The sequence below is a fragment of the bacterium genome (assembly GCA_030019025.1).
In the GTDB taxonomy this organism is placed as follows: Bacteria; Hydrothermota; Hydrothermia; order UBA1063; family UBA1063; genus UBA1063.
Window position 1 is genome coordinate 56,431 of the sequence record JASEFR010000001.1, and the last position, 11,135, is coordinate 67,565.

The 11,135-nt window shown below is 39.3% G+C and carries 8 protein-coding genes; 3 read left to right on the plus strand and 5 right to left on the minus strand.

The features are described from left to right. The first annotated feature begins 19 nt into the window (after positions 1-19). The gene (locus QMD82_00325; protein ID MDI6850374.1) at positions 20-1,342 is read left to right on the plus strand and encodes a pitrilysin family protein; all 1,323 of its coding nucleotides are present in this window, start codon (positions 20-22) and stop codon (positions 1,340-1,342) included. Positions 1,343-1,490: 148 nt separating this feature from the next. Here the strand turns inward: QMD82_00325 and QMD82_00330 are convergent, their stop codons facing one another. Beyond that, positions 1,491-2,216, minus strand: a complete 726-nt coding sequence (locus QMD82_00330; protein ID MDI6850375.1) for a tetratricopeptide repeat protein — start codon at positions 2,214-2,216, stop codon at positions 1,491-1,493. A gap of 157 nt (positions 2,217-2,373) precedes the next feature. On the opposite strand from QMD82_00330, the gene QMD82_00335 reads away from it, so the two are divergent. Further along, entirely contained in the window at positions 2,374-5,796 is a 3,423-nt protein-coding gene (locus QMD82_00335; GenBank protein ID MDI6850376.1) for a tetratricopeptide repeat protein, read from the plus strand. A 3-nt stretch (positions 5,797-5,799) separates the two neighbouring features. Here QMD82_00335 and QMD82_00340 read toward each other — a convergent pair whose 3' ends face one another. Genes QMD82_00340 through QMD82_00355 form a run of 4 tightly spaced genes read right to left on the minus strand, consistent with a single transcriptional unit; the run spans position 5,800 to position 10,273 of the window. After that, the gene (locus tag QMD82_00340; GenBank protein MDI6850377.1) at positions 5,800-6,750 is read right to left on the minus strand and encodes a DUF1722 domain-containing protein; all 951 of its coding nucleotides are present in this window, start codon (positions 6,748-6,750) and stop codon (positions 5,800-5,802) included. Next, positions 6,750-7,931, minus strand: a complete 1,182-nt coding sequence (locus QMD82_00345) for an iron-containing alcohol dehydrogenase (GenBank protein ID MDI6850378.1) — start codon at positions 7,929-7,931, stop codon at positions 6,750-6,752. The genes QMD82_00340 and QMD82_00345 overlap by 1 nt, the downstream gene beginning before the upstream one ends. A gap of 10 nt (positions 7,932-7,941) precedes the next feature. Next, positions 7,942-8,430 carry a hypothetical protein gene (locus tag QMD82_00350; protein ID MDI6850379.1) on the minus strand — a complete coding sequence of 163 codons (489 nt, stop codon included), beginning with the start codon at positions 8,428-8,430 and terminating at the stop codon, positions 7,942-7,944. Further along, on the minus strand, positions 8,417-10,273 hold the full coding sequence (locus tag QMD82_00355; GenBank protein MDI6850380.1) for an aldehyde ferredoxin oxidoreductase family protein: 1,857 nt from the start codon (positions 10,271-10,273) through the stop codon (positions 8,417-8,419). Before QMD82_00355 ends, QMD82_00350 begins: the two co-directional genes overlap by 14 nt. Positions 10,274-10,443: 170 nt before the next feature. On the opposite strand from QMD82_00355, the gene QMD82_00360 reads away from it, so the two are divergent. Further along, on the plus strand, positions 10,444-11,135 hold a 692-nt coding region (locus tag QMD82_00360; protein ID MDI6850381.1), incomplete at its 3' end, for a hypothetical protein.

The following is an 11,135-nucleotide window of genomic DNA, read 5'->3' on the forward strand; positions in this document are numbered from 1 at the left end:
GAAACCGTAGGGGTAATGAATGAAAGATGAAGTTAAATTCTTTGAACTTGAGAACCACATAAAGGTCCATTATTTAAAAAAGGATAAACTCCCAATTTTTTATTCTAATATGCTCTTACATAGGGGTTCCATAGACGAGTCAAGGAAAAGGGGGATCCATAACTTTGCCTTTAGGCTTCTTATGGAAGGTCCAGAAGGTAAGTCACCTGTTGATTTTTCGAAGGAACTTGAAAAACTTGGCCTTAGAATAAAGACCCGTTCCGGATATTCCTTTACCACCTTTGAATTGGACGGGTTATCGAATTTCTTTGTAGATGCCCTTATAAAGCTTGAAGAACTTATAAGAAAGCCTGCCTTCAGAGAAGAGGACTTTAAAAGGCTTAAGGATCAGTATTTTACCGCGGTTAAGCTGGGATTTCAGGACCCTGAATTTGTTTCTTCTTACTTTTCCAACATGTTTTATTTTAAAGATGTTCCGCCACTTTCTGCTTTGCCAGATTTTGGGTTCGTAAGGGATGTCCTTAGTTTAACCCTCGAAGATGTCAAGAATTATTATGCGAGTCTTTATGATAATTCCAATTTTTCTATCGTTATTGTCTCCAACCTGGAAATTGTTGAATTCAAGGAAAAGATTGAAAATCTGAACCTTCCACTCAGCCAGAAATCGTCGAGAAGGTCTATTGAAGTTCCAGAGTTTAAATTCGATAAAGTTTATATCGTGGATATGGATATTGAACAGGCTCATTTGAAAATCATAAATCCCGCGGTAAAGAGGAACGATCCTATTTATGGCGCCGTTAAAGTCGCAAATTTTATCTGGGGAGGTTCTGATTTCTCATCTCGGCTCATGAAAAGAGTCAGAGTCAAAGAGGGATTGAGCTATTCTATAAACTCTGTCGTAAATTTTGGAATTCCAGTAAATGGTGATATTATAGCACCTTATAGTGTGATTTCCTGTGAGACTGAATTGGCTAAGTGCAGAAAGGCCTTTGATGCGATTCTCGAAGAAAGGTCTAAATTGTTGAGGGAAGGTTTTGAAAAAGAGGAGTTAAACCACGCTGTTCAGTTTTTCAGAGGAAGCATTCCACTTCTTGTGGAAAGCTATGCCCAGCTCCTTTCCATGATTACCGAGGAGGTTATCTATGGGCTTCCCTATTTCCATTGGGAAAAAGAACTTGAAAGCATTGAAAAATTAACCTTAGAAGAATTGAATTATGGTGCCAAGATACTGCTCAAATTTGAAAGCCCCTTTGTTTTGATTGTCGGAAGGGCAAAGGAGTTGAAAACTCAGTTTAAAGATTTTGAAATTGAAGTTATAAACCTTCGGGATTATTTGGGATAGGGGATTTATCAACATCGCTCTTATTCTCGTAGACTTCTGTCTTCACCCTATTAAATCGAGGGAGATTATAATAATATTTTTTAACTTACTTTTTGATACTAAGTGGCGTCAGAAATCGGTAAAAGTTTTAAAAGTTAACTGATTATTATTACTTCTTTTCGAGTTTTTCGAGCATTTTACGTGCCTGTTCGCGGTATTTTATGTCTTCTCGGGTTTGTGGCCTTAACTTAACAGCTTTGCTAAGAACTGCTTTTGCTTGCTCTACTTTCTTTTGATGTTCATAAATTCTGGCAAGCTCGTAATAATATTGAATTCTGCCCGGATTTAGTTCAATAGCCCTTTTAATATATTTTTCTGCGTCTTCAATGGTTCCCTCAGGAACTTCACCAAAAAGGGTTTTGGCAAAGCTTCTTAAAACAGGGTTTAAGGTTGCAGCCTCAAAATTGTAAGAACCCCAGATAAAGTTGGCAAGATCGTTGTTCGGATTTAATTTTAATGCCTTGTTTACTGCATCCTTTATTATCATTGCGTATTTTACCTTCTCTTTTCCACCCTTTGTAAGGGCAATTCTACCATTCACGGCCGCTACGTAGGTCCATCCCCAGTCTCCCTCTGGGTTCACTTCCGTCGCTTTATTGGCAAATTCGAGGGCTTTTTTGAAGTAAATCTTTCTTTCATTATCGTTATCCAGCCCTTCACCGATATTTAGATAAGCCATTGACAGTCTCCACAAGATTTCGTAGTTATTATTGTCTTTTCCATAGGCTTTCTGGTATTCTTTCAGGGCTTCTTCATATTTAAGGGCAGCGAATAAAGAATCACCTCTCTGAATTAAAGGATCCAAAGCTACCATTGAGATTAATAGAGCAACCATCTTTACCCCCTTTTCGTCAAATTATAAAAGATGAGTTGCGAAGTTCAAATTTACAGGTTTTTTCAAGAATTATCTACTATTCATAGTCTTCCATACCTAAGGCTGGATTTATTGTTTTTTTACATTATAATTATTATACTATACAGGATAGGTTTTGATGCCATTGAAGCGAGTTTACATTGACCCGCTTACCGGTGTCTATAACAGAGCTTTCCTCATGGAGAAGATTGGGGAAATACTCCAAAGTGCCCGAGAAGAAGGTAGATTGCTGGAAGTTGTGATGTCTGATATAGATTATTTTAAGAGAATTAACGATTTGCATGGGCACGCAGTAGGCGATCAGGTGTTAAAGGAGTTTGCCAACTTTCTCAGAAGCAGCTTAAGGGCTGGTGATTTGCTTATTCGCTATGGAGGGGACGAATTTATCGTGATACTTGATAATGTGGGATATTCTGAAGGTTTAAAGGTGGTGGAGAGAATTCTGGAAAACTGTAGGAAGCAGGAGTTTGCAGGATTGAAAATTACAGCCAGCGCTGGAATAGCATCTTTCCCGAAGCATGCTGATTGTTGGGAAGAACTGTTTAAGCTAGTTGATAAGAGCCTTTATTTTGCCAAGAGAAATGGAAGGGACAGGGTAGGCATACTGCAAAATGTGGGACGCGTAATAATTCCAACCTATGATATTGTAGGCCGGATTGATGAGATCGAGAAAATAATTGATTTTATTGAGGACAATGCATCACATGCCAAGGTGATTCATGTCATAGGTGAAATAGGGGTAGGAAAAACAAGGTTAATAAAAGAGGTTTTGGATTATCCCAAACTGAAGTCATACGATAAATTCCAAAATGTTTTGTCTACTTCTACCAAATCAATTGTATTTTATCCTATCAGACAACTAATAAAATACATGAGTCAGCAAAATGGAAAATTCCTGAAGGAGCTTCCTCCTGTTTTACTCAGCGAAATTTACAAACTGAACCCTCCCGAAAGGAGTGAGCTGGGAGAGCTTTTTTATGTAGACAAGTTTAAATTGTTTGAGGCTGTAAGGGAACTTCTTAGGCTCTATACTGAGAAGGTTCTGCCCCTTATAGTCTTTATTGATGATGCCCATTACATTGATGATTATTCGCTGGAACCGTTCAGCTATGTTTTTCGATCAGAAGACATAAAAGGTTTGGTAGTTATTTTTGCATCACGAGTGGAGGAAACCGGTGAAGATAGGATTAAAAAGTTTTTCAACTTTTTGCGTAGAGGTTTAATGGAATTGCGCCTTATGCCTCTTGGTAAGGATGGAATCCGACATCTGTGTAAGATGGTTTTTGGGCAGGTGGTTCCCGACTTTTTCATTGATTTTCTCTTTAGTAAAAGTGGAGGGAACCCTTACATAGCTTATGAAGTAATAGAGGCTATGCTAAATTCAGGAGATGTTTATTGGAATGGGGAGTCTTGGGAATTTAAAAAAGATTTTGAATTTGACGTTCCGCCTTCACTTATAGCATTGGCAGAAATGAAGGTTGCTAATCTTCAAGCAAAGGAGCTTGTAGTTCTTGAATACATGGCGGTCTATGGAAAGCCTATTGATTTAGATCTGCTCACGGATTTAACTGGCCTAAGATTTGATGAACTCATACCCGTAATTGAGAGTTTAGAAAATATAGGACTAATAACGAGAGAATTTACGGGTTCATATTACATACCTGAGGGTGTTTTTATTGAATGCCTCTGCAAGAAATTAAGCGATAAGCGTTTAGCCCTGATACATTATAGAATTGCAGATTTAATGAGAAGAGTTGCACCTGATGCGGTTGAGGAGATTGCACTGCATTATTATAAGGCAGGCGATTTTGAAAATGGTTTCGAGTTTTTATTAAAAGCCGCTGAAAGGGCTGAGGAATTTTACGCCATAAAGGAAGCAATTACCTATTATTCTTGGGCTCTCGGGTGCTTGCAAAGATACCAGAGGATTGGAGATTATGAAAAGAAGAAAGCGGAGATTCTGCTGAGACGTTCAAAACTTTACTTAGAAATAGGCGATAGAAAAGCAGCGTTGGTTGATGCGGAAGAGGCATTAAATATTGCCTTAAATGTTGCTAATGTTGAAATAGAGGCTGAAGCAAACAAGCAAATGGGTGCGGTTTTCTTGAGTTTGGCACGCTACAATGAAGCGATTGAGAGGCTTGAACGAGCAAGCAACCAGTTTGAGAAATTGAGAAATTTCATAGGCGTAATGGAATGCGATTTACATATCGGCCTTGTCTTCAAAGAACAGTCAAAATACAAATTGAGTCGATCTTACTTTTTAAGAGTATTGGAAATGGCAAAGAGTATGAATACGGAATACCTTGAAATGAGAGCCCTTTACCATCTTTCCTCTTTACTTTCAGATTGTGGGAAGTTGGACGAAGCCTTACCCCTTTTGCAGGATGCCCTTGAGATGTCTACAAAACTCAAGGATAGGAAATTGGAGATGAAAATCTACAATGAGTTAGGGCTTTTGCATGTTGAAAAAGGCGAAATTGAGAAGGGGATTGAAATACTCCATAAATGTCTTGAGTTGGCCCAAAAACTTTTCGACCTACGGACCGAGGCCGCTGTATGCCATAATATAGGGCTCGTTCTTTTTGTGCACCTTGGCAAGACTTTAGAGGCAATAGAATATCTTGAAAAAAGTTCCCGGGTTTTTCACCTCATTGATGATAGGTTTTCGGAGTGTATTGTTCTAAGTTCCTTGGGGACCATATACAAGTCTATGGGCAATTATCGTTTTGCCAAGGAATATTTTACTAAATCACTGAAAATTGCAAGAGAGATAAAGGCGGAGCGTCTAATTTTAAGTGGCTCATTAAACCTTGCCAATTTACTTCTGGATTACGGGAAGATAAGAAGTGCTTTACCAAAGTTGCAAACGGCGCTAAGGCTTTCAAGAAAACTTGAACTAAAGGATTTTGAGTCTAAAGTCTTTTTGTCTATCGGAGCCTACTATTACTATGTTGGAGATTTAAAGGAAGCGGAGAGGTATTTCCAAAGTTGCATTAAATTAGCAGAGGAGAATAATTACCTTTATAATCTGGCTTCTGCTGAACTTTCACTTCTCCGTGTTTACTTAGATGTTGGTGACCTTAGAAAGGCGTCGGATTTACATGAAAAAGTTGAAAAGGTGGTTAGGAAATTAAAAAATGACGTTATTCAAATTGATTATGAGATTCTCTCCTTGGAACTTGATTTCTTACAAGGTAAACTGGTTAGCTTAAAAAAGGTTAATATGATTATTGAAAAGTGCAAAGCCCTTGGGTTGCAGCCAAGATTAGCAGATGCAATGGTTCTGGCTGGTAGAGTTACCGCCAGAATGGAAGCAGTGGAAAAGTCTCGTGAATACTTTGAAAAGGCTATAACTATATTGAAAAAAGTGGGGAATACCTTTTACCTGGCCAGGGCTTATGCTTTGTATGCAGAAATTTTAAAATACAGCGGATATAAAGAAGAGGCACTTTTAAATTATAACAGGGCTTATGAAATTTTCGGTAAACATAAATCTGATGTATGGATGAGAATCTTTTCAATTCCACAATACAAGTAGTTTTTAGATTTCCAGTTCTTCTGGATAGGGATTTAAATAAGCCTGCTTTTTCAGGTATTGGTCGTCAAATCTGATTGTAAGTTCCTTCAATATTTCAAGAATTGTGGATAGCGTTGTTTTTTCCATAAGAAATTTATTCAAAAGCCTGGCGAGAAAGGCTTTTTCACCCTTACTAAGTCTGCCAGAGAAATGTCCTGTAATGTGGAGTATTGTGTTATAATGAGCCTTTTTTGAAGGGGCTTTTGTAAAGGCTTTTTTAAAAAGTTTTTCATAGTATTTCTTTACTTCGGAAAGACCATGCTCCTTCCAGTTTGCTAATATTTTTCCCATCTCTTTAAGCTTTTGCTGACTGTAGGTCATTAAGAGATATTTGTACCTTGAGTGAAATTCGAGAAGAGCAGAAATTTCCTCTTTTTTAAGAAAATTTTCTCTTAAATCCGCCAGTGCAAAAATGCGTATCAGAAAGTTTCTTCTAATATCGCGGTCTATCAAACGTCCCTCGTCCTCTACAGGTAGATCAGGGAAATAGACCACAGCTGATTTTGCGAATATTCCATTGGTTTTACCAACGATTCCCTTGCCGTCAAAGTTGCGAAGTTTTGCGCTTCTTACCCCGCAGCTGGGCGATTTTGATTTCAGAAGGAATCCGTCAATTTCCCTCAATCTTCCCAGAAAATTTCGGCAAAATTGCTCCATAATTTCCGTATAGTCGCGGTTTATCTGAAGGTCAACCACTCTAATTTCCCCTTCTTCGGTTCTAACGAGGTTTATTGGAGGTCTGGGAACGCCGAGCCCTATTTCCACTTCGGGACATATGGGAATGTAGTTTACGTATTTTCCGAGCTTTTCAGCAAATTCATCCTTTATTATACTACCATTATACCTTACAGCGGCAAAATTTATACATTTCGAGATCACAATGTTGGGTTTTGGAAAGCTAAATACCTCTTCCATTAAAAAGCCTTTTCCAGGATTTCTAAAATTTCTTTTTCGTCAGCATCTTTTACGTTGAAAGAGAGGGAACCATCACTCAATGCGAGTTCCACCACCCTCTGAAAATCTTCCTTTCTTGCCCCTGCTTTACTTAGTCTGGATGGCAACCCTGTTTTTTCCTCAAGAATTTTTTGTAGTTCTCTTATTTTTTGTATAAATTTTCTGCCTCTTTCGGGTTTCGGTGTTGCGAGATATTCCTCTTCGCCTGCAAAGGGTAATAGTAGTTCTGCAAGCTCGTCAGCGATTTTTTCAAAGTTGTATTCCAAAACCCATGGCAAGAAGATGTTCATAGTTACGCCGTGATGAATGTTCCAGACGGCGCCTGCGGAGTGACCGAGAGAGTGGACAAAACCGACCATGGAGTTGGAAAAGGCGATACCTGCAAAGAGTGAGGCGTTGGCAAGGGCAAGTCTCCCTTTTGAATTTTGAGGATTATCCAGAACCTTCAATAAATTTTCTGATATCATTTTGATAGATAGCCAGGCAAATACGTCTGACACGGGATTTTTTTGAAGGGATGTGTAGGCTTCAATGCTATGGGTTAGGGCGTCCATTGCCGTTGCTGCGGTTAGAAAAGGTGGAAGGGTTATGGTCATTCTGACGTCGAGGATAGCAACACTGGGAATCAGATGCTGGGATACAAAAAGCATCTTAATGTTTCTTTCTCTGTCTTTGATGACCGCCACGCAGGTAGCTTCAGAACCTGTACCGGATGTCGTTGGAATTACTATGAGCGGTTTAAGTGGCTTCCTGATTATATTCGCTCCCATAACTTCTTTGAGATCTTCAACTTTTAAGGATACCAGGATGTTAACGCCTTTGGCGGTATCGATAACAGAGCCACCCCCGACGGCTATGATTAAGTCTCTTCCACTTTCTTCATAAATCTTGGCAATTTTCTTCACCACATTAAGGTCTGAGTCGGATGGAACTTCGTCAAAGACGATAAAGTTTAAATTCTGCTCCTTTAGAATAGTTTCCACAGATTTAAAAATGCCTGCCTTAACTATTCCTTTATCGGTGATGACCAGTGGCTTTGATGTCCCTGAGAACTTAATTTCTCCGGGCAAGTTGTCCAGTGCGTTTTCTCCAGATAATATTTTTACAGGGCTGTAAAATTCATAATATTCTGGTATTTTCATTTTACCTCCTTTAGCCTGTGATAAACCTTAGAAGAAGTAAAAACCTTCTAATTGAAAGGGTTAAAAAACCCATTTCCGGTAGTTTCTTGATTACCCTTCTGGCTATTATCCGGGGAAAAAGGTAAAACTCAAGTCGATCAACAATTCGCATAAACCACATTACCTCACCGATGTCGCCTTTTATCAAAATCCGATTTTCGAGATAAGCGCTGATGGTTGATTTCTGGGCGGTGAATACCTCAAAAGCACTGTTTAGGGTTTTGAAAATAAAGAGAATATCAGCTTTTTCTGAGCATTCTAAGGCAGATTTAATTTTGCTATTTTGTTTTTCAATTAAAAGGCACGGACCAGAGGGTTCGATAAGAAAACCGAAAGAATTGGAGTTTTTTATTTTTTGCCAGTATTTTTTTACTTCAGGATCAATTCCGTGCAAGATAGTAAAAATCCTGCCCAGAAGCCAAAATGCTATTTTTACATAGATTCTTTTAATAGATTTCAATGCCCAGCCTCCTTAATTTTTCAATTTTTGGTGCTCCGCTTGCGTCATATTCTCTCTTTCTGTAATATTCTTCAAGCATTTCCTTAAGGGGAACGGGTTTTAATTCCTTCAAAAACCTTTCAGGAAGGGTATCTTCTTCAGAATTAAGTCCTGCTTTCGCATTCAAATACCTTTCAAGAAGGTGGATCCTTTCCCCCGCTTTCAAAAGTTCCTTCTCACTTATGTTTATTCCTGTGGCCCCTTCAAAGAGCCCCTTATAGACAGAAATGTTTAGGAATTTAATCGTAACACTGGTTAGATTTTCCATGAAAAGCTTGATAGCTCTCCGTGGGGTTAACTTTATTACCGGGTCTTCTAACATGTAAGCGAAGGTGGTAAAGACACAGGTAGTAATGGAGTTGATGACGTTAAAAAGGTTTTCCATAAAGATTACAATTTCCGCCTTTCCCTTTGGTTTATGAGGGTCCATAAAGCCGAAGTAGGCCTCAATGGGAAACAGGGGGGCGGATAGATGGCACCCGCCTCGATTTGCAACGCTGTAGGAAAGTCCATGGCCAATGGAATTCCTCGGGTCATAGGCGGCAAGTTCAAGACCCTTAACCTGAATGGCGAACTCCTTACCGCCAAATTTCTGTGAGAGAAATCTTGAACCTTCTGCAGCCAGAGTTGCCAGTTCCCCTCTTTTGTGTGCAACATCCTGAATAAATGCCTTAACTTTTTCGGCATCCCCAAATTTCAGGTTGGATTTAACTATACCTTTTTCTTCTGCTTCCATAAGATAACCGATTGTAACTGCGGTTGAGATGGTGTCAAGACCCAACTCATTGCAGAGTTCATTAATTTCAGCAATTTTTCTGATGTCGAAGATCAAGAGATTGGGGCCAAAGAGGGCGTTCGTCTCGTACTCCGGAACATGAACCCATCGTCCATCCAGTTTCATTTTGTGCCCGCAAACTATGGAACAGGCTGAGCATGGATTTGGCTTAAGCTCAAAATTTTGCTCAATAAAGGGACCGGAATTGTTGTAAATCTCGGGAGGGGAGTCAAGTTGGGAGAAATTTTTAACAGGAAGGATTTTTGCCTCTTTGCTGTAAAGGATGTTTGTGTTTGTTCCAAAGCGAGAATAGAGCTTGGTGAAATGGTTTTTCCTTATTTTTTCGAGAGCCTGTTTTTTGAATTTCTCAAGTTTCCGTGGATTCCCAGGTAGAATTTTCACGTTCTGATGTTTTACAAGGATAGCCTTTATCTTCTTTGCTCCAAGGACTGCACCAAAGCCCAGTCTTCCCAAAAACCTTTCTCCGCTTCTTATACATGCGTATTTGACCAAATTTTCCCCAGCCGGTCCGATTACGAGAGTTCCGTCTTTAGGTTTTGGTCCGAGGGCTTTTATAGTCTCAGATGTAGTTTTCCCCCATAAATCTTGGGCTGGTTCTATGTTTATATTGTCTCCTTCAATGACAATCTTAACGGGTTTGTCCGAAGCCCCTTTAATGGCAAGCCCCATAAATCCGCAGGTTTTTAATGCAATTCCAAAAGGGCCTCCACAGCTGGATGAACCGAAGAGACCTGTTAGAGGTGAGCGGGAAACCGCATTGAATCTTCCTGATAGGGGCGCTCCCGTTCCTGTAAGTGGACCGGTCATGAGGATAATCGGATTCTCCGGAAACAAGGGGTCAGGTATTGTTCCCTTTAATATTTTGTTGAGCAAATAGTATGCGAGACCCTTCCCTCCAAGGAATTTTCTTATAATGGCTTCGGGAATTTCTTCTATTTTGACCTCTTTACTTGTGAGGTCAATAATTGCTACCTTTTTAGGGTTTTCTATGGATCCAAGGCTGTGCATAATAATAGATTAAATCAACATACTCATAGATTCAAGATGTAATTATTTGTTGAAACTTATGATATTTCGTAGAAATTGAAGTACTGCGGTTTAGGACGAGCCTTCGAGTCCTTGACAAAATTTTCAATAGTGAATATAATCTTATTGGAATTTCAAAAAGGAGGTGTTTTATGTGGTCTGTATTGTTATTTGTATTGTTGAGTGTGGGAAGTCATAGTATTTTTAAGGTTCAGGGTGTGAAAATCCCGAATACAGAAAAAGGGAAAGAGATTCTTCTCGCTGAAAAAATGAAGAAAGCTTCAAGAATACCAATTGAGTCCCAATTTTCTGCTATTGAAGCAGAACCCGAAGAGATTGCAGTGAAGGAAGGAGAGAAGGCCGACAGGGACACTCTAAAGATTGATACCGACGGCACCACAGTATATTATTGGGGGACAACAACTTATAAGTATTTCTGGCTGGAATACGATATTAATCGTTTGAAGCCTACTTATAGCCCTGCTGATTCAACTTTCATTTTGACAAGCGTATCTCTGTTGGTTTACAATCCGCAGGCTGTGGAATGTACTTTGTGGGTCTATGATAAGTACATGTCGGAGGTTTATAAAGGCACCTTCAGTTTGAGTTTAGGAAACGGTATTTCATGGTTTGAAGTGGCCATCGATAAATACTTACCACTTTATGATACCTTTACTGTGGTGGTTTATTTGCCAACGTCAAGTGCTGGAGCTAACTATTATAATCAGCCGACCCTTGATGCCACTCAGCCCATTGAATCATGCTCTGGATATCTGGATAAATCAACTTCACCCTGGACCTGGTACTATCTTACAAATTATGACCTTCGCATTCGTGCTATAGG

Excerpts from the sequence above, each read along its gene's own strand:
- QMD82_00325 (MDI6850374.1), top strand. The coding sequence starts at position 20 with ATGAAAGATGAAGTTAAATTCTTTGAACTTGAGAACCACATAAAGGTC.
- QMD82_00340 (MDI6850377.1), bottom strand. The coding sequence starts at position 6,750 with ATGGAAGAGGTATTTAGCTTTCCAAAACCCAACATTGTGATCTCGAAA.
- QMD82_00355 (MDI6850380.1), bottom strand. The coding sequence starts at position 10,273 with ATGCACAGCCTTGGATCCATAGAAAACCCTAAAAAGGTAGCAATTATT.
- QMD82_00335 (MDI6850376.1), top strand. The coding sequence starts at position 2,374 with ATGCCATTGAAGCGAGTTTACATTGACCCGCTTACCGGTGTCTATAAC.
- QMD82_00345 (MDI6850378.1), bottom strand. The coding sequence starts at position 7,931 with ATGAAAATACCAGAATATTATGAATTTTACAGCCCTGTAAAAATATTA.
- QMD82_00330 (MDI6850375.1), bottom strand. The coding sequence starts at position 2,216 with ATGGTTGCTCTATTAATCTCAATGGTAGCTTTGGATCCTTTAATTCAG.